This window comes from Ravibacter arvi (assembly GCF_039540405.1).
Taxonomy (GTDB): Bacteria; Bacteroidota; Bacteroidia; order Cytophagales; family Spirosomataceae; genus Ravibacter; species Ravibacter arvi.
The window spans coordinates 230,622-249,771 of sequence record NZ_BAABEY010000002.1; the positions used below are offsets into that span (position 1 = coordinate 230,622).

The window sequence follows — 19,150 nt, forward strand, 5'->3', positions numbered from 1 at the left end:
GGCGTCCATTTATTCAGGTTGTGCCTAATCATGAACTCATTACGTATATATATAATTTTTTCCCTGCTGCTGATCCCGGCTTTTACGCACGGTCAACAAAAAGCATCGGCCCGATGGGAGGGGCGTGTGAAGTCCGGAAATAACGGTATTCCGTTTGCTTCCGTTTCGCTCATTGGAACGTCCATAGGTACGCTGGCGGATTCTGCCGGTTTTTTTAAGATAGAAAAAGTCCCGCCGGGGTCGTACGAAGGCATCGTGTCGGCCGTGGGTTACCAGAGCCTGAAAAAGAAAGTGACCTTTAGGGGAAGTGAAACGGTTACCACTGGTTTTGACCTGGCTTCCTCGGATATGAACCTGGACGAGGTCGTTGTTACGGGGACGATGAAAGAAGTTTCAAAGCTCGACAGCCCGGTTCCGGTGGATATCGTTACCCCCAAATTTCTTGCCAAAAATCCCACACCCAGCATATTTGAGGGGCTTTCTTACGTCAACGGCATCAGGCCGCAGATCAATTGCAGCGTGTGCAATACGGGCGACATTCACATCAACGGCCTGGAAGGTCCTTATACCATGGTACTGGTCGACGGCGTACCCATTGTCAGCGGCCTGGCTACTGTATACGGCTTGACCGGTATCCCCAACAGCCTGATCGAAAGAATTGAAATCGTGAAGGGGCCGGCGTCCACGCTGTACGGCTCTGAAGCGGTTGGCGGTTTAATAAACATCATTACGAGAGACAGCAAAAAAGCCCCGGTATTTACGGCCGACGTATTTGCAACCGGCTACCAGGAATATAACGCCGACCTGGGCGCGAAACTGAGCGTCGGGAAAAGGATTACCTCGCTGTTTGGGGTCAATTACTTCAACTACCAGCGTCCCGTTGATAAAAACGGGGACGGTTTTACCGACCTGACTCTGCAGCACCGTGTTTCCGTTTTCAACAAGTGGCAGATGGCCCATTCGGATGGTCGGGTCTCTTCTCTCGCCGTCAGGTATTTCAACGAAGACAGGTGGGGCGGACAAATGAACTGGAACCGCCGTTACCGCGGCGGGACCGAAGTATACGGTGAAAGTATCTACACGCGGCGTTTTGAATTAATCGGGGCTTACCAGCTGCCCTTTAAGGAAAAAGTGACTTTTCAGTACTCTTTCAACACGCATCACCAGAATTCGGCCTACGGCAACACCCCGTATAATGCGGATCAGAAAATCGCTTTCGGCCAGTTTCTCTGGGACAAAACCGTCGGGAAACACAGCATTCTGGTAGGTACGCCTTTCCGTTATACTTTTTACAATGACAATACGCCGGCCACAGCTACCGCAGATCTCACCGATAAACCCAGCGAGACTTTCCTTCCCGGTATTTTCGTGCAGGATGAAATCACATTTGGCAAAAATACCCTGTTGCTTGGCGCCCGATATGACTACAACTCCATTCACGGCAACATTTTTACACCCAGGATTGCCTGGAAACAAAAGTTCGGACAGGCCGATGTGCTGCGGCTGAACATCGGACGCGGGTACCGGGTTGTGAACCTGTTCACCGAAGAGCATTCGGCGTTAACGGGCGCCAGGGAAGTGGTAATCATGAATGAACTGAAACCGGAACAAAGCTGGAACGCCAATCTTAACTATGTGAAGAAGATTGTAACGGGCAACTCTTTCCTGGGAGTGGACGCAGCCTTGTTTTATACCCATTTTACCAATCGGATCCTGCCCGATTACGATACCGATCCGCAAAAGATTATTTACAACAACCTGGAAGGTTATGCAGTGTCAAGAGGCATCAGCCTCAACCTGGATTATAACTTTACTTTCCCGCTCAAGATTTCGGCCGGGGCTACGCTCTCCGAGAATTTCTTCGTAGAAAACGGGGTAAAAACCATTCCGGTGCTGACCGAACGAATTATGGGCGTGGGAACACTTTCCTACGATTGGGAGCGTGCCGGACTTACTTTCGACTACACGGCCAACGTGTACGGGCCCATGCGCCTGCCTTTGCTGGGACCTGATGATCCCCGGGCAGAATATTCACCTGTGTGGTCCATCCAGAACATCCAGCTAACCAAAAGCCTGGGGCAGAAATGGGAGGTATACGGCGGGGTTAAAAACCTGCTGAACTTCAGGCCGCCGGCCAACTCAATTGCAAGGCCTTTCGACCCTTTTAATAAAAATGTGGCTTTCGATGCTAATGGTGACGTACTCGCTACTCCTGATAACCCGCACCGGTTAATATTCGATCCCAGTTATGTCTATGCTTCCAACCAGGGAATACGTGGGTTTCTGGGCATACGGTATACTCTCCCGTAAAAAAAGTAACCCGGCTTCCTGTCCGGGGCCGGGTTACTTTTCGTCAGTAAGAACAGTTAGTAAGCCTTCAGACTAAGATCGAGGCTGTTAATCTGGTGGGTAAGCGCACCTGACGAAATGCCGTCAACGCCTGTTTCTGCTACCTGCCGGATCGAGCTTTCCGTAATGTTACCGGAGGCTTCCGTTTCAAACCGCCCACCAATTTTCTCAACCGCAGCCCGGAGGTCGGCAATCGAAAAGTTGTCGAGCATAATAATATCTACCCCGCCGATACGAAGGACTTCATCCACTTCGGCAAGGTTCCTTGTTTCTATTTCAATCTTTAAATTTTTCCCGGTGCGGTCCAGGTATTCGCGGGTCTTCCGGATAGCAGCTTCAATCCCGCCGGCATAATCGATATGATTGTCTTTCAGCATAATCATATCGTACAAACCCATCCGGTGGTTATGAGCCCCACCGATTGCGGTGGCCATTTTTTCGAAAACCCGGAAATTTGGCGTCGTTTTGCGGGTATCAAGCAATTTAACAGGGAGATCTCTGATTGCGTCTACCAGGCGACGCGTATGGGTAGCGATCCCGCTCATACGCTGCATAATGTTCAACACCAGGCGTTCGGCCCTCAGGATGGACTGGGCGCTTCCGGAAACCGTCAATACGATATCTCCTTTACGGATGGCGTCTCCGTCGTGCAGTATTTGCGAAACCTCAAGATTAGGATCAACTTCAGCAAATACCTGCAGGGCAACCGAAACCCCGGCCAGCACACCGTCCTGCTTAACCAGTAAACGTGCTTTTTGCTGTTTACCGGCGGGAACGGAGGCAAGTGACGAATGGTCCCCGTCTGCAACATCTTCTAAAATTGCAAGACGGATAAGGTCGCTTACCTCATGCGGATTGACTTCCATAAAATGCTTCAACTAGAAATGTCTTTCTCCCATTTCACGCTTGCCCAGCATGACAGCGCCTATCATGGCGACCAGTAAAAGAATGGCTGCGAGTTCAAAGGGCAATATGTAGGTGCTGAAAAGTACTTTTCCCAGGTTTTCCACCATACCGGTCTGGGAATCGAAGGTGTTGGGATCTACTCCCGCCACCTTTGATTTAAGGTAGGCCCCGAGCAGGATCACAAAAAGCGTACCGCCTACGATTGCGCCGGCTAATTTGGTGAGGGCCGGATTTCTTTTGTAATTATCATCTTTCATGTTCAGGAACATGATCACGAAAAGGAAAAGTACCATGATCGCACCGGCATACACGATAATGTTGACCGCCGCCAGAAACTGCGCGTTAAGCAGGATATAATGCCCGGAAAGGGTGAAAAAAGTAAGAATAAGATACAATACACTGTGTACCGGGTTTTTCGAAAGAATTACCATAAGGGCACTCAGGATGCTGAGAAACGCCAGGAAGAAAAACAGTGTTTTGGTAGAGTCTTGTATCAATAAATCATTCATGACTTGACGTCGGAGTTCTAAACTATGGTTTTAACGGACAAAGATACCCAGAAAAATATCAAACGTTCAAATTTTAAAAGTACGGAATCATCCGTGCCACACAATTTCTGCACCTCCCTCACCCCTCAAACCTCATATCTCAACCCTGCTTCACCGCATCTTTGCTCCACTGGTTGTTTACCAGTCTCAGGATCCCGAGCGGATTGGCATTCTGTAATTCTTCGGGCAGCAGGGCATCATCCCAATCCTGGTACGATTGGGGGCGCGTAAACCGGTAAATGGCATGGCGGCCGACCGAAGTAAAGCGCGCATCGGTAGCGGCGGGAAATGGTCCGCCGTGGTGCATGGATGGACAAACCTCAACTCCGGTGGGTACGCCGTTCATAATAAACCTGCCCGCTTTGGATGCCATTAAACCAATCAGCTCCGTTTGAGCGGCGGCTTCGGCCGGATCGGCAAACAACGAAATTGTCAATTGCCCTTTTACAAGAGCAATCCCCTTTTTCAGTGCTTCCGGGCTGTCAAACTCCACCAGTACCGAGAACGGCCCGAACACCTCTTCCTGGAGGGTAGGGTTACTCATGAAGGTGTCACCGCTTACTTTGAGGATGAGTGCTTCGGCCTGGTTGAAAGCCGTTACAGGCTGCAGGGTCTTGCCTACGACCTGCACATCATCCTGCGCCAGCGCCTGCCCGGAAAGCCTGACATAATTCTCGCAAATACCTTTGGTCAGCATGGTTGCCTGGGCTACCTGCTCGATTTCATCCCGGTACGCAGCTTCGAATTCAGCATTGGCTTCGGATTTGATTATGAAAACCAGGCCGGGATTGGTACAGAATTGCCCGACTCCCAGGGTGACTGACGATGCAAGGGTCTTGGCCAGCTGCAACGCAGAAGCAGCCATCTTTTCCGGTAGTATTACCACCGGGTTGACACTCCCCATTTCGGCGAAAACCGGTATGGGTTCCTCTCTTTCCTGGCCGAGCTTATAGAGTGCCATACCGCCTTTAAAAGAGCCGGTAAATCCAACCGCTTTGGTTACAGGATGTTTTACCAGCGCAGTACCTACTTCGAATCCGTTGTCAAAAAGCATGGAAAAAACTCCCTCGGGCATCCCGGTTTTCTTCGCTGCCGTTACAATGGCCTGTGCTGTCAGATCACTGACGCCGGGATGTGCCGGGTGCGCCTTGACAATTACCGGGTTCCCGGCTGCCAATGCCGGGCCTGTATCCACGCCCGCTACGGAATAGGCAAAGGGGAAATTGCTTGAGCCGAACACCACGACTGGACCCAGCGGCACCTGTTTCTTTCTCAAATCGGGCTTCGGTGCAGGTGCGCGGCCGGGTACGGCCGTGTCGATAGTAGCATCTACCCAGGAACCTTCCGCCACCAGGTCGGCAAATTGCAGCAGCTGGTTAATGGTACGCGCTCGTTCCCCCTGCAGCCGGGCCATCGGCAGGCCGGTTTCCAAATGGGCACGCTCAAGCAGTTCGTCACCCAAAGCCGAGATTTCTTCTGTAATTGCCTTCAGGAACCCGGCCCTTTGGATTGCAGGTACTGCCGCATAGGGGAGGGCTGCCCGCTGCGCCAGGGCCATTGCCAACTCTGTTTCCGAAGGCGTCGCAGAAAAAAAAGTCTCCGGAAGATATTTGTCTTCGGCCGGGACATAGGATTGAAAACTTTTCTGTCCCTGAGCAGACAACTGGTAACCGATAAAATTCTTTCCCTGAATGGACATAACTTGGTAATAATTAATTCTATTTCTCTAATGAAAAAAACAGCCGGACTTTTTAATCGCCCGTCGGAGTCGGGACTACAAAAGGCGTTTGACAATTTCGTCCACGGTAAGCCCTTCCGCCTCGGCCTTGAAATTTCGTACCACCCGGTGCCGCAATACCGCTACCGCTACTTTTTTAACGTCCTCGATGTCGGGAGAGTATTTTCCACTCAAAAGTGCCTGGCATTTTGCAGTCAGAATGAGTGCCTGTGAGGCGCGGGGCCCGGCTCCCCATTCGAGGTAATCGTTGGCCAGTTGCGTAGGATTGGAAGCTCCGGGCCTTGTCTTTTGCACCAGGCTAACCGCATATTCCACCACGTTGTCGGTCACCGGTACTCTCCGAACCAGTTGCTGAAAGTACTGAATCTCCGAAGCAGACAATACATGGCCTACTTTTACCCTGTTTTCGGACGTAGTCTGTCTGACTATCCTGACCTCTTCCTCATAGGTCGGGTAATCGAGTGTCACCATGAACATAAAGCGGTCGAGCTGTGCTTCCGGCAAAGGATAGGTTCCTTCCTGTTCGATCGGGTTCTGAGTGGCCAGAACAAAAAACGGCTGCGGCAGCAAATGCTTCTGCCCCCCAATGGTTACGGCATGCTCCTGCATGGCTTCAAGAAGGGCAGATTGGGTTTTGGGCGGGGTCCTGTTGATCTCGTCGGCAAGGATGATGTTTGAAAACACAGGCCCGTGTATAAATTTGAAATTTCTGCTCTGGTCCAATGTTTCTGAGCCCAGGATGTCAGAGGGCATCAGGTCGGGTGTAAACTGAATCCGGTTGAAAGAAAGGTCGAGGGAGGAAGCAATGGTCTGGATCAGCAGTGTTTTGGCCAGACCCGGCACACCGACCAGCAGGCAATGGCCCTGGCAGAATATCGCGGTGAGAAGCAGTCGTACTACTTCATCTTGTCCGACAATAACCTTTCCTATTTCAGTTTTTAAGTCTTCATAAGCCGCTTTCAGAGCGTCTGCGGCGGCAACATCAGAAGTATAATTCACGGTTAAAGCTTAATTGAGGAAATAAATGATGAAGGTTGACCCTCCATTGACAGGTTACAAAAGAAGGTAACTTACGCAAATTCTCCAAAGAATGAGGCGTGAGCTGTGAGTGGTGAGGCTTGAGCCGGCCGCCACCCACGCCCTCAAACCTCACTCCCCATAGCTTAGACCCGTTCTAAATTAACCCCGTCAGTAGTGTTAAAAACATGATTCTATAGTCATTGCAGATGAAATCAATCTGAAACCGAACCAACCTGCCTTTTGAAATGAAAAATAGTTCCCGGAGAAATTTTCTGAAAAACCTGAGCATACTGGCGGCCGGCATGAATATGCCCCTGCCTGAAGACGCTTTCGGGGTTAACAAAAAGTTAAAAGTGATGTTGGTAGGAACCGGCGTCAGAGGTTCCTCTTTCTGGGGCCAAAGGCTGGTCAAACAATATCCGGACATTCTCGAATTTGTAGCACTTTCGGATATCAATCCGGGGCGTATGGCTTATGCCAAAACTTATATGGGCGTAGATTGCCCCACCTTTGTCGATTTCGATAAAGCCCTGCGTGAAGCCCGGCCCGACCTGGTGATTGTGACCACGGTAGATGCCACCCACCATGAATTTATTATAAAGGCGCTTAAAAACGGTTGCGATGTGATCACGGAGAAGCCGATGACGACTGACGCCGAAAAGTGCCAGCTAATCCTGGATGCTGAGAAAGCTTCCGGGAAGAAGCTGTTGGTAGGATTCAACTACCGGTGGAGCCCTTATGTAACCAAGGTCAAGGAACTGCTGGCAGAAAAGGCGGTAGGCGAGATTACGTCGGTCGATTTTAACTGGTATCTGAACGTGCACCACGGTGCCTCCTATTTTCGTCGCTGGCACGGCCAGATGGAAAAAAGCGGGTCGTTGTGGGTACATAAAGCGTCACACCATTTCGATCTCCTCAACTGGTGGGTAGATAGCGACCCGGAAGAGGTATTTGCTTATGGCGCCCTGGAACATTACGGCAAAAACGGACCGTTCCGCGGCAAAAATTGTCGCTCCTGCGAGCATAAGGCCAAATGCGAATACTATTGGGACATTACCAAGAGTGCGCACGACATGAAAATGTATGCCGAAAACGAAAAATACGACGGTTATGTACGCGACGGTTGTGTGTTCAGGAATGAGATCAATATTTACGACAAAATGTCGGCGCAGATCAAGTACGCCAATAAAGTGGTTGTGAATTATTCGCTCACAACCTACTCTCCATACGAAGGCTGGCGTGTGGCGTTCAACGGCACCAAAGGCCGGATTGAAGCTTGGGTGGATATTCCGTTCATGAAAAACAGCCAGCTCGATCAGGAAGCACTGCATGCCGCCGAAATGAACCAGAGCGGTAAGGGAGATGTACTGAATGAGCCTATTTTTATTCAGAAAAGCTTCGGCGACTATAAAATTCTCCAGGTTACCAGCGAACGTGCGGGACATGGCGGCGGCGACCGGCGTCTGCAGGACAAGCTGTTCAAAAATCCTGCCGCCCCGGATCCGCTTAAGCACGCCGCCGGTATTCGCGACGGCGCAATGGCGGTGTTAATCGGTGTTGCGGCACGGAAAAGTATAGCAACCAATCAACCGGTTAAGATTGGCAGCCTCACTTCTCTAAAACCCGGTGCTCAACGCCAGTAGTCAGTAGAAGCGAAATCAATTCTGTTTTTCAAGGGGAGCTGTCGTTTGAATGGCTCCCTTTTTGATAATCAAAAATATAGATTCCTATGAAAAAGTGCCTGGTTACTTTGCTACTGGCAAGCTGTATCGGCCCAACGTTCGCTCAGAAAGAACTGCTCGTGCTCGAACAGTGGAAGCTGGACAAACAACGTGCTCCGACACTTTATTCGCTGCTTTGTCAACGCGCTTTTTCCCAATTGGAGGAGCGAAGCAGGCAGATTAACGAAATGAAATCGGCATCCGACTGGAAAAAGAGACAGGGAACAGTAAAGGAGATACTGGAGGAAGCAATAGGCGGTTTTCCCGCCCGAACACCCCTGAACGCCGTAGTAACGGAAGTTTTGGAGCACGATGGGGTGAAGATTGAAAAGTTGTACTTCGAATCGGCGCCCGGTTATTTTGTAACTGCCGGACTCTTTATGCCGGCTTCCTTTACCGGCAAGCTGCCCGCAATCGTGTATTGCAGCGGTCACAGTGCCAATGGTTTCAGAAGTGACGTTTACCAGAAAGCTATTTTCAATTATGCCAAAAAAGGGTTTGCCGTTCTGGCGTTTGATCCGGTCGGGCAGGGGGAAAGAAAGCAGTTCCTGGATGCGAAGAAAAAGAGCCTTATGGGGCCTACTCATGAACATTCCTATCCCGGAAGCCAGGTGTTTGCGTCGGGGGTTTCACCGGCCCGGTATTTTATCTGGGACGGCATCCGGGCCATTGACTACCTGGAAAGCCGCCGGGAAATCGATATACAAAGGGTAGGGATTACCGGCCGGTCCGGCGGCGGAACCCAGGCTGCTTACATTGCCGCCCTGGACGAACGCGTGCTCGCTGCAGCGCCCGAATGCTACATCACGACTTTTGATAAACTCCTGCGCTCAATCGGACCTCAGGATGCGGAGCAAAACTTCATAGGATCCATAGCAAAGGGATTCGACATTCCGGACCTGATTGAAATGCGGGCGCCGAGACCCACGATGTTGATTACCACGCAAAACGATTTTTTCAGCATCCAGGGCGCGCGTGACGTCTACCGTGAAGCGGCCGGCGCTTTTAACGCTTTGGGCGGAAAAGAGAATTTAACCATGGTGGAAGATGAGGCCGGCCATGCCTCAACCGTCAAAAACCGGGAAGCCGCCTACGCTTTTTTCCAAAAGCACCTGTCCAACCCCGGAAGCCCGGCAGAGGTGCCCGTCCGGATCCTGCCAGAAGAGGCGCTCTACGTTACCCGGGAGGGGAACGCTTACATTTCGCTTGGCGGTAAGACGCTGCTCGAAGCCCATGTAAGCCTGATGCCCAAGGCAGGACAAAAAAAGTCAGTGGATCCCGCAAAAGCGGTTGCGCGGCTTGCTTCCGCACCGGGAAGCGCTCCCCTGGCACAAATCATGTACTCGGGTAAGATTTCAAAAGAGGGCTATACGATAGAAAAGTATCTGATAGGCGGAAAAGATACCCCCATGACGCCGCTTTTGTGGCTGAAACCACAAGGTAATGCCCCGCGCGGGGCCTGTCTGCTTGTCGACGAAAACGGGAAGTCTGAGGCGGCAAAACCCGGCGGACTGGCTGACAGGCTGGTGAGGGAAGGACATGACGTAATTATTCCCGATCTGAGCGGCTACGGCGAGCTGGCCAATGTGGGCCTTCCAGGCGGTGATGCGCAGATCGACGGGGTTTCCCTGAATCTTTGGTACCTGGGCCTGCTAACAGACAAACCCCTGCTGAGCTTCCGCCTGGAGGAAATGCAGCGGGTCGTAAGTTTTATCAGAAAGCAGGTTTCGGAAAATGCCGGGATTGCCCTGATTGGTAACGGGAGCCTGGCGACCGATGCGCTCCATTTGGGCGTCATACAGCCCAACGCGTTCAAGAAGATAGTATTGTTGAACCCGCTCGCGAGTTTTTCGTCAATATGGGAAGAACCGGGTTATAAAACACGGTTTATCCCGTCGGCTTTGCCTAACGCGGGTTACGACCTGCCTGATCTCGTGCGCGCATTGCATGGAGAAAAGGCGCTGCTGATGGCGCCCCGGACTGCCGCGGACCATGAGCTGGAACCTGCGAAGAGAAAACAATACCAGGCATCGGTCGGTGACGCGGCTATTGTCTGGGAGGCGGATATTGAAGCGATTATCACCCGGCTTAAATAAGCGGCTGGTCGGAAAGCGAGGACATGAAAAAGCCTGTCATCTCGACTGAAGCGCAGCGGAATGGAGAGATCTCCTCACACCGGAGATTCCCCGGTTTCACTGCATTTCGTTGGGATTGACAGGCTTTTTAAACTCGTCAGAGGTAAATGATTACAAGGCGGGGATACGCAGAACCTGTCCCGGGTAAATTTTGTCCGGATGGGTGAGCATAGGCTTGTTAGCTTCAAAAATCACGGGATACTTGTTGGCATCGCCATAATATTGTTTCGAAATTTTGGAAAGCGTATCGCCTGAAACAACTGTATAGAACTGGGCTTCCGGCTGCGGCTCAGCAACTGAAAGGCGATTGTCTACGGAGTCAACTCCTTCAACGTTTCCTACAGCCAACGCAATTTTTTCAGCGTCCTCCTGTTTTGCTACTTCACCCTCAAGCGTGACAGTATGTTCCGATGTTTTAACGGTAAGGCTGTTATAAGCAAGGCCTAACGATTTAACGTGTGCAAGCAACGCGCTGGCTCTGAGCGGTTCAACCTCAGGACTCGGGACTGCTTCTTCTTTTTTGAAAACTTTTTCTCCTACTCCTTTAAGAAATGATAAAAGACCCATTTTGACAGTATTATTTAGGTGGAAAGATTAAGTTGAAAGCACGACAAGTTTCTCAAATCTAGACGAAAAATACCGGCATTACAATCATTAGACCTGAAATTAAAATACAGGTCACATTTGCCGGAAACCAGGCGCGGGGGCGGAGAGTTTTTCGAGGAGTATGTCGGTGACCGCCTGGAAAGCGGGAGCTTCTAACCTTTTTTCGCGGGCGCCGAAGCCTTGAAATTGAAGCGCACTGGGGATATCCGTTTCCAGGTTCAGGTCCTCCTGCTGCCGTACCGGGAATACTGCCTGGTCCTGTAGGTTTTTTGCCAGGTATTCCTGCTCACTTTGCCCGGGAGTAGGTACGAGGAGCGCTTTTTTACCCAAAACCCACAAGTCCATCAAAGTGGAATAGCCGCTGCGGCAAACCACGAGCTCGCAGGACTCAATCTCAGCTTGCAAGGCTTTGGCTTCCAGCCACGCATGGTAGGTCATATTAGGCGGAACAACAGCCGGCTTTTGTTGCCCGACTGACCCGGCCACCATAACGAACCGGTAAGAAGGAAGACGGGATGCCTGCACGATCAGTTTATTTTCAAGCAACCCGCGCATCGGCTCCGGCCCTGAAAGCAGGAACAGTATTTTCCCCGGAACAGCTTCATGCCCTGAATTGCCGGCTTCAAATTGAGAAAGCGGCCCTATATATTGGGGATTTTTGGGCTTTTGCGCGGGGTGCGAAAGGGCTCCGCCAAGATCCGGCCATTCCTTGCCGTCTACTACCCAGCAGGCGTCGAAACGGTTGAGCAACCGGTAATGCAACCGTTGAAGCAACCGGTCGGCAACACCTCCTAACCCGGTAATAATCCGCAACTGATGGGTGAGAATCACCGAATAGGGGACAGGGTGGTATAATCCGTAGCGATTATCCGAGATGACAACGTCAAAAGGTTCTGCTGCTAACGTTCTTCTCAACCAGTGATTTTCCCTGCGTATGGCCGCAAGTATCTTAGGGATTTGCAAAACGATGCGGGCCGTAAATGTTGCCCGGCTGCTGCCATACCGGATTTCATAACCGGCGAGCGGCAGTATTCTGAGTTCGGGGAAATTTTTTTGAAGCAGAACGGCCCCGTTTTCATGGGCGGCCACCGTCACCATATGACCTTTACCGAGCAGGTACCGGATAATGGGGATACAGCGGGTGACATGCCCCAGTCCCCAGTCGAGAGGAGCTACCAGGATACGAAGTGGCTTTTCTATGGCGGAGCGGGTGTTTACAGGCGCGTGATAAAAAATACTAAGGTTTAAAATTGAACAATTATCCCTAGAAATCCGCGCCCTGAAACAGATCGGACGTTAGAAATGCTTAATATCGTCCCTGGGAGGCGCGCCGGATTTACGGGTTTCGCAACCCGAAGCAGCTGCATTTCTTACCTAAATAACTGTAAAATGAGTGTTGATTGGCAACCTGGTTACCTTTCGGATGGTTTGATAAAACTTGTCCCTGTCAAGGCGACGGATTTTGACGCCTTGTATGAAGTGGCATCGGATCCGTTGATATGGGAGCAGCATCCGGAGCGCGAACGCTACAAAGCGGAAGTATTCCGGATTTTCTTCGACGGCGCGATAGCCTCCGGGTCAGCCTTCCTGATCGTCAACCAGGCCGATGACAGGGTCATAGGTTCCACCCGGTTTTATGACTTCAATGAAGCCGGTTCATCCGTAGCCATCGGTTATACTTTTTTGGCCCGTGCGTTTTGGGGTGGAACTTATAACCGGGCAGTAAAAAGAATGATGCTGGACTACGCCTTTCAGCATGTAGACCAGGTACTCTTTCATGTCGGCCCTGACAATATCCGCTCCCAAAAAGCTGTTGCCGCGCTCGGCGCGAAGCAGCTTGGCACGGTTGATTTCGACTATTATGGCCGGGTGAAGCCTCAGGTGCTTTTTGGAATTAGCAAAGAGGAGGGGTGAGGTTTGAGACGTGAGGTTTGAGGGGGGGGAGAAGATTCTGAGGGTTGCCTATTTGCCCAGAATCAGGGTTTGTGCGCGAGTGTAAAGTGACCTAAAAAAAACGTACTTATCCGTCCCTGCACCCAATCCAGTTTTCAATACGCTTTATAGCAATCAATAGGCTTTAACAACAAGAGATCCTTCGGCTCCACTGCGTTCCATTCAGGATGACCATCCGGCAGATGCGCTACCATTGACAACACGATGGATGGAACCGCACCAACCGGAGGGTCATCCCGACCGCAGTGGAGGGATCTCCCGGTCCCAGTACCCAATCCCTTTCAGAGGGCTTTTTTCTTGCAACAGGAGATCCTTCGACTCCGCTGCGCTCCGCTTCAGGATGACCGTCCGGGTGGTAGCCTCCGGCTACCATTGACTTCCATTGACAACATCTATTTGTCATCTCCGCTATCATTGACAACAACAGGTTTGGCGCCGCTCCACCCGGAGGGTCATCCCGACCGCAGTGGAGGGATCTCCCTCTCCCTGTACCCAATCCCTTTCAGAGGGCTTTTTTATAGCAACAGGAGATCCTTCAGTTCCACTGCGTTCCATTCAGGATGACCATCCGGCAGATGCGCTAGCATTGACAACAACAGGTTTGGAGCCGCTCCAACCGGAGGGTCATCCCGTAGTGAAACTGAAGGATCTATATTACCGAAAGCGCAATAAAACAGGTGAAGATTTGGTTATCACTCATCGAAACAACCGAAGCATTACAAGCGATCTGAAAATACCAGAGTCAGAAGAACATCCGTAAATCAATAATTTACGGATGTTCTTCTGACTCTGAACTAGTTTCAAAGGAGGAGGATGGGACTCCAGCTCCACACCTCACACCTCACTCCTCAGTCCTTCCTCACGGTACCACCACCCGCTGCACCAAACCGTCCTCGTTCTGGATTACTTTGACAAAGTAGGTGCCGGTGCCTGAATGTTTCAGCTCAATCTGGCCGACAAATTCGCCTTCAAAGTCTTTCAGGTTTTTACGGGCCTGTTCTTTGCCTTTGGTGTCGGTTACCGTGATGGCTACGTCGCCTTTGGCTTTTGTCGAAAATCTTACATTGAAACTCCCGTCAAAGGGGCGGTTGGGTTGAACGGTCAGCGCCCTTACGGTTTTGGAGGCGTTGAAGAAGCCGGGTTCATCCACAAAAACACGCAGGCCGGAAAGACTTTTCTGAATATCGGCATTGATTTCTGCAGGACGAACCTTCGCATCGGCTAAGAGCCGGCCCATTTGGCTTTCCATCCGGGCCATTCCCCTGGCTACACCGGCGTCGATGCGGTTTCCGAGCCTGTCCAGGTCCCTTCCGGCGATGTCGGTGGCATGGTCACCGAATTGCTTCCAGTCCTGCGGGAAATGAAATTCAGTAAAAGTATCGGTACCCTTCCTGGAGTTCTTCAGTTTACCTTCTTCCATGGTGATGGTAACCCGCCGGTTGCTACCCTTTTCCGATTGGCTGACAGCATCCAGCAGGCTGTCCAGGTAGACGCGCTGCCGTTCGGGGGTGAGCGTTCCTACGTCGTAACTCCGCTCTTCTACGATGCGGTCGCCTCCCTTTTCTTCAATGATTTGTACGGTTACCCGCGAGGACTCCACTTTAGCGGACTGCTCCTGCGCGAAAAGCGGTACGCAGGCGGTGGAAAGTCCAAGCAATAATACTGCATTTTTCATGTCAAAAACTTGGTTAGATAATAGAATAGGTGTTGGTTCCGTGGGAATTAACGATGCCCCTGACCGGTGTTAAAGTATGTTAAATGACCGGCCGCTCGCGGATGATCCCGTATTTTTGTTAGAACAGTTGAACGAAAAGACGACCTGGAAAAGCAAACGTTGCATGAATTGTTGAAAAAATGACGCCGGGAAAAATAAAAGCCATTGTAGTTTTGATGTGTGTGTCGATGATTGGGCTTATCGGTTTTCAATGGTATTGGATCAGGGAAGCGTTGAAGGTCCAGAACGACCGGTTCAACGATAAAGTGGCGGAAGCCGTTCAAAATGTTGCGCATAAACTGGAAAAGCAGGAAATTGTCTACCTGCTTCAGCAAAGGCGCGAAGACGAAATCCAAAAGGAAAAGCTTCGTCAAATGACGATTCTCGCCCGGAAAAAGGGAAGCTCGCCTCAGACCGACGATACGTCGAAAGCACCTTCCGACCCCCGGACCTGGGCTTACGGGAAGAATAGCGCCGGGCGCCAGATCCCTATTCCGCATAAAAACGGCGGTGTGCAGTCAGACGCATTGGTGCCTTCTTTTCATCAGTTCATGGAGAGAGAACAACAGGTGATCGATGAGTTTTTCAGGGCGCAACAGATGGGGGCCGCCGGAATCGAAGAATTCATACGGCGGCGTATGGAAGATGAGCATTACTGGGGAAATGCGCTCGATGGCTTCGCCGAAGCCGGAAGGCGAAATCTACAGAAAGGCAAACAGCCTGAAATGAGCCTGCAGGACCATCTTCAAAAGGGAGGCGCCGGTCAGAAACTCCCGGCAGTTCCGAAATCAACCCAGGCTGAGGAACTTCTCCGCGAAGTACTGGAAGAAATTATGTATGTAAAGCGCCCCGTAAGGGAGCGGGTCAACCGGTTCCTGATGGATTCGCTGCTTCGGAATGAATTTGTACAAAATGGCATTTCACTGCCCTTTTCGTTCGCCGTCCGGCCGCACCAGCAACCTGAAATGCTTTTTTCAACGGCCAATGTAAAACCGGAAGATTGGGAGAAAAACGCCTATCAAAGCGTACTGTTTCCAGGTGCCGGGCCTCTCTCCAGCGGCATTTTGTACGTTTATTTTCCTGACAAGCAAAAGTATGTACTTGAAAAAACCGGCGCGATGATGACAGGGTCAGTCGCGCTGGTATTGGTGGTTATGATGTGTTTTTATATTGCGGTATCCACCATTATCAGGCAGAAAAAATTGTCGGATATTAAAAACGATTTCATTAACAATATGACCCATGAGCTGAAAACTCCTATTTCAACCATCGGCCTCGCTGTAGATATGGCTATGGAAAAGAGTGCGAGTACGGGTGAAAAAGGGGCGGTACGTTATATGGAAATCATAGGCAATGAAAACAGGCGGCTGGGAGCCCAGGTGGAACGCGTACTACAGATGGCGCAAATGGACCGCGGAAGCCTGGAACTGCGGAAGGAAATGGTCAGTATTCACGATTTGATTGAAAAGGCACTCAACAGTCTCTCGGTGCAGATAGAAAAGCTCAACGGTGAACTTTCACTCGACTACCAGGCCGGCTATGAGGAGGTAAATGCCGATCCGGTACACCTTACCAATGTAATTTATAACCTGGTGGACAATGCCATAAAATATTCTTCAGGCCCCCCTGAAATCAGTATTGCAACCAAAAACGTAGATGAAGGCATCTCACTGTCGGTATCCGACAAGGGCATCGGATTGACAAAAGAACATATAAGCCGTATTTTTGACCGTTTCTATCGGGTGCCCACCGGAAACCTGCACGACGTGAAGGGGTTCGGACTAGGCCTGAGCTACGTGAAAAAAATCGTCGACGAGCACCAGGGAACCGTGTCGGTCAGCAGTACTATCGGCAAAGGAGCCATTTTCACCATCTGGCTCCCGTTCGCCGCAGCCCCCAATTAACCAACCTCAACACCACTCATACCTCACCGCTCGTACCTCAAACCTTTTTATTGATGAGAAGACTACTCTTGGTTGAAGATGATCCGAACTTAGGTGCACTGTTGCAGGAGTATCTGAACGATAAAAATTACCCGACCGACTGGGCAAAGGATGGCCAGGAAGGATGGGATAAATTCATCGCCGGCAACTATGACTTGTGCATTTTTGACGTCATGATGCCCCGGAAAGACGGGTTCTCCCTGGCCAAAGAGGTACGGATGAGCGGCAAAAAGGAAGTGCCTATTATATTCCTGACCGCAAAGTCGATGAAAGAGGACACAATCCAGGGCCTGAAACTGGGCGGCGACGATTACCTGACCAAGCCTTTTGACCGCGAAGTGCTCCTGGCCAGGATTGAGGCGGTGCTCAGGCGTTACCAGCGGACCGGGCCCGACAAAAAGGAAGAGAACAACCTCTTCCGGATAGGAGACTACAGCTTTCATTATGACCTTCAGCAATTGAGCCGCAACGGTGAACACATTAAGCTTACCAGCAAAGAAGCTTCACTGCTTAAATTGTTCTGCCAGAATATGAATCAGCCCGTAGGAAGGAGTTATGCATTGAAAATGATCTGGGGTGATGACTCTTATTTCAATGCGCGCAGTATGGACGTATACATTACAAAATTAAGGAAGCATCTCAGGAACGACCCTTCCATACAGATCATCAACCTGCACGGCGAAGGTTTCAGGCTTGTGGTTTAGCCGTTGTTTTCAGGAATAAGTGGCAGAGATTGGTTAATTTTGACTTCTTAATGTCGATTTAACCAGGCAGCGAACCGGCTCATTCCGCTTAACTGCTTTATTCTGTTGTACCATGTTTAGTATTTCACGTCGCCCGCGCAGGAATCGCAAATCAGGCGCCATCCGGGATATGATTCAGGAAACCCGGCTTTCCGTTAATGACCTGATCTTTCCGATGTTCGTTGTGGAAGGGACCGGAATAAAATCCGAAGTGTCTTCCATGCCGGGGATATACCGGCATTCAACTGACCTTCTTCTGGAGGAAATCAAGGAATTACAGGACCTGGGCATTCGTGCCATTGATCTTTTTCCCAATTATGCAGAACACACCAAGGACCGGCTGGCTTCGGAAAGCTACCGGGAGGATACTTTCTACCTCAAAGCGCTCACGGCAGTAAAAGAAAAGTTCCCGGATATTACCCTGATGACCGACGTTGCGATGGATCCTTACAGCAGTGACGGCCACGACGGGGTGGTAGTAAACGGAGAAATCCTGAACGATCCCACTCTTGAAATTCTCGGTAAAATGTCAATTGCCCAGGCCAAAGCCGGAGCAGATATTATAGGGCCTAGCGATATGATGGACGGAAGGGTAGGGCATATCCGGCAGTTACTGGATGAGGCGGGATTCTCCAATACTTCTATTATGTCTTACACGGCCAAATATGCCAGCGCATTTTATGGCCCGTTCCGGGACGCACTCGAGTCAGCGCCTAAATTCGGCGATAAAAAAACCTACCAGATGAACCCGGGCAATAAGCGGGAGGCCTTGATCGAAGCACAGCTTGACCTGGAAGAAGGAGCAGATTTCCTCATGGTCAAACCGGCTTTGTCTTACCTGGATATTATCAGCCTACTCAATGATAATTTCGATATTCCGGTAGCTGCCTACAACGTCTCGGGAGAATACGCCATGGTAAAGGCCGCCGACCGTAACGGCTGGCTGGATGGCCGGAAGATAGCTTTGGAAATACTTCTGAGTATCAAAAGGGCGGGCGCAAAAGTTATTCTGACTTACTTTGCGAAAGAACTGGCGGGTGAAATTTGAGACGGTCATCACGGCCGGCCACTGGGTCATCCTGAGAAAGAAGTTTTTTGCGAAAACACCTTGTAGCGGAGATGACAAATAGATGTTGTCAATAGAAGTCAATGGTAGCCGGAGGCTACCACCCGGACGGTCATCCTGAAGCGGAGCGCAGCGGAGTCGAAGGATCTCCTGTTGCAAGAAAAAAGCCCTCTGAAAGGGATTGGGTACGGGGAGCGGGAGATCCCTCCACTGCGGTCGGGATGACCCTCCGGTTGGAGCGGCACCAAACTTGTTGTTGTCAATGGTAGCGGCACGCAGTGGAGCCGAAGGATCTCCTGTTGTTAGAAAAATCCTATTTAAAGTATTGGGTGAAGGATGCGGGAGATCCCTCCGTTGCGATATGACGGCGGAAGGCCACGAATTCACGAATAGACCAGGCTCATTCGTGAATTCGTGGCCAAAGGTATCAATCCTCATCGTCAACCAGATCGGGATTGTCTTCGTCGTCATGATTGTCGCCCCCGAGGCTGTAGTAGTTATTTTCTTCGTCTTCATTGCCGATCATTTCCTGGTCGTCATCCAGGTCGCTGCCCGGAACGTCAAGACCCATTTCCAGGTCTTCTTCCTCACCTTCCTCCGGTGTTCTGGCTTCCCTTTTTCCACGTTTGAAGATATCCTCAGAGCCGGGATAAGGTGGATAGCCCGGGAACTTCTTCTTTTTGTCGTTGCTGTCCATGGTATTGATTC

General features: G+C 50.8%; 18 protein-coding genes. 8 read left to right on the plus strand and 10 right to left on the minus strand.

Annotation, left to right across the window (positions count from 1 at the left end):
• The first annotated feature begins 30 nt into the window (after positions 1 to 30).
• On the plus strand, positions 31 to 2,310 hold the full coding sequence (locus tag ABD852_RS02445; protein ID WP_345026416.1) for a TonB-dependent receptor: 2,280 nt from the start codon (positions 31 to 33) through the stop codon (positions 2,308 to 2,310).
• Between the two features lie 56 nt (positions 2,311 to 2,366).
• On the opposite strand, the gene nadC is transcribed toward ABD852_RS02445, so the two are convergent.
• From nadC to ABD852_RS02465, 4 genes are all read right to left on the minus strand, one after another.
• On the minus strand, positions 2,367 to 3,215 hold the full coding sequence (gene nadC, locus ABD852_RS02450) for a carboxylating nicotinate-nucleotide diphosphorylase (RefSeq protein WP_345026417.1): 849 nt from the start codon (positions 3,213 to 3,215) through the stop codon (positions 2,367 to 2,369).
• 12 nt (positions 3,216 to 3,227) lie between these two features.
• Positions 3,228 to 3,764: an NADH-quinone oxidoreductase subunit J family protein gene (locus ABD852_RS02455; protein WP_345026418.1), complete on the minus strand. Its 537-nt coding sequence runs from the start codon at positions 3,762 to 3,764 to the stop codon at positions 3,228 to 3,230.
• 139 nt (positions 3,765 to 3,903) lie between these two features.
• Positions 3,904 to 5,502 (minus strand): aldehyde dehydrogenase (NADP(+)), encoded by a 1,599-nt coding sequence (locus ABD852_RS02460; RefSeq protein ID WP_345026419.1) that lies wholly within the window; start codon positions 5,500 to 5,502, stop codon positions 3,904 to 3,906.
• A 75-nt stretch (positions 5,503 to 5,577) separates the two neighbouring features.
• Entirely contained in the window at positions 5,578 to 6,540 is a 963-nt protein-coding gene (locus ABD852_RS02465; RefSeq protein WP_345026420.1) for an AAA family ATPase, read from the minus strand.
• Positions 6,541 to 6,806: 266 nt separating this feature from the next.
• Here ABD852_RS02465 and ABD852_RS02470 point away from each other — a divergent pair, with 266 nt between their 5' ends.
• Together ABD852_RS02470 and ABD852_RS02475 are read left to right on the plus strand one after the other, a co-directional pair.
• Complete coding sequence (locus ABD852_RS02470) at positions 6,807 to 8,204, plus strand: Gfo/Idh/MocA family protein (protein ID WP_345026421.1); 1,398 nt, start codon at positions 6,807 to 6,809, stop codon at positions 8,202 to 8,204.
• 86 nt (positions 8,205 to 8,290) lie between these two features.
• Entirely contained in the window at positions 8,291 to 10,378 is a 2,088-nt protein-coding gene (locus ABD852_RS02475) for an alpha/beta hydrolase (RefSeq protein WP_345026422.1), read from the plus strand.
• Between the two features lie 150 nt (positions 10,379 to 10,528).
• Here ABD852_RS02475 and lysM read toward each other — a convergent pair whose 3' ends face one another.
• The gene (gene lysM, locus ABD852_RS02480) at positions 10,529 to 10,984 is read right to left on the minus strand and encodes a peptidoglycan-binding protein LysM (protein ID WP_345026423.1); all 456 of its coding nucleotides are present in this window, start codon (positions 10,982 to 10,984) and stop codon (positions 10,529 to 10,531) included.
• 111 nt (positions 10,985 to 11,095) lie between these two features.
• Positions 11,096 to 12,121: a glycosyltransferase gene (locus ABD852_RS02485; protein ID WP_345026424.1), complete on the minus strand. Its 1,026-nt coding sequence runs from the start codon at positions 12,119 to 12,121 to the stop codon at positions 11,096 to 11,098.
• A 291-nt stretch (positions 12,122 to 12,412) separates the two neighbouring features.
• Between ABD852_RS02485 and ABD852_RS02490 the strand changes: the two genes are divergently transcribed.
• Positions 12,413 to 12,937 (plus strand): GNAT family N-acetyltransferase, encoded by a 525-nt coding sequence (locus ABD852_RS02490; protein WP_345026425.1) that lies wholly within the window; start codon positions 12,413 to 12,415, stop codon positions 12,935 to 12,937.
• Between the two features lie 226 nt (positions 12,938 to 13,163).
• On the opposite strand, the gene ABD852_RS02495 is transcribed toward ABD852_RS02490, so the two are convergent.
• The 3 genes from ABD852_RS02495 to ABD852_RS02505 form a co-directional block, all read right to left on the minus strand.
• A complete protein-coding gene (locus tag ABD852_RS02495; protein ID WP_345026426.1) occupies positions 13,164 to 13,379 on the minus strand; it encodes a hypothetical protein in 216 nt (71 codons plus the stop codon).
• Positions 13,380 to 13,387: 8 nt separating this feature from the next.
• Positions 13,388 to 13,531, minus strand: a complete 144-nt coding sequence (locus ABD852_RS02500) for a hypothetical protein (RefSeq protein WP_345026427.1) — start codon at positions 13,529 to 13,531, stop codon at positions 13,388 to 13,390.
• Positions 13,532 to 13,835: 304 nt separating this feature from the next.
• On the minus strand, positions 13,836 to 14,651 hold the full coding sequence (locus ABD852_RS02505; RefSeq protein ID WP_345026429.1) for a T9SS type A sorting domain-containing protein: 816 nt from the start codon (positions 14,649 to 14,651) through the stop codon (positions 13,836 to 13,838).
• Between the two features lie 179 nt (positions 14,652 to 14,830).
• Here ABD852_RS02505 and ABD852_RS02510 point away from each other — a divergent pair, with 179 nt between their 5' ends.
• The 4 genes from ABD852_RS02510 (at position 14,831) to ABD852_RS02525 (ending at position 18,711) form a co-directional block, all read left to right on the plus strand.
• Entirely contained in the window at positions 14,831 to 16,594 is a 1,764-nt protein-coding gene (locus tag ABD852_RS02510; RefSeq protein WP_345026430.1) for a sensor histidine kinase, read from the plus strand.
• Positions 16,595 to 16,647: 53 nt separating this feature from the next.
• Entirely contained in the window at positions 16,648 to 17,337 is a 690-nt protein-coding gene (locus ABD852_RS02515) for a response regulator transcription factor (RefSeq protein WP_345026432.1), read from the plus strand.
• A gap of 112 nt (positions 17,338 to 17,449) precedes the next feature.
• A complete protein-coding gene (gene hemB, locus ABD852_RS02520) occupies positions 17,450 to 18,424 on the plus strand; it encodes a porphobilinogen synthase (protein WP_345026433.1) in 975 nt (324 codons plus the stop codon).
• A gap of 101 nt (positions 18,425 to 18,525) precedes the next feature.
• Positions 18,526 to 18,711 (plus strand): hypothetical protein, encoded by a 186-nt coding sequence (locus tag ABD852_RS02525; RefSeq protein ID WP_345026434.1) that lies wholly within the window; start codon positions 18,526 to 18,528, stop codon positions 18,709 to 18,711.
• Positions 18,712 to 18,869: 158 nt separating this feature from the next.
• Here ABD852_RS02525 and ABD852_RS02530 read toward each other — a convergent pair whose 3' ends face one another.
• Entirely contained in the window at positions 18,870 to 19,139 is a 270-nt protein-coding gene (locus ABD852_RS02530) for a hypothetical protein (RefSeq protein WP_345026435.1), read from the minus strand.
• Positions 19,140 to 19,150: the final 11 nt, after the last annotated feature.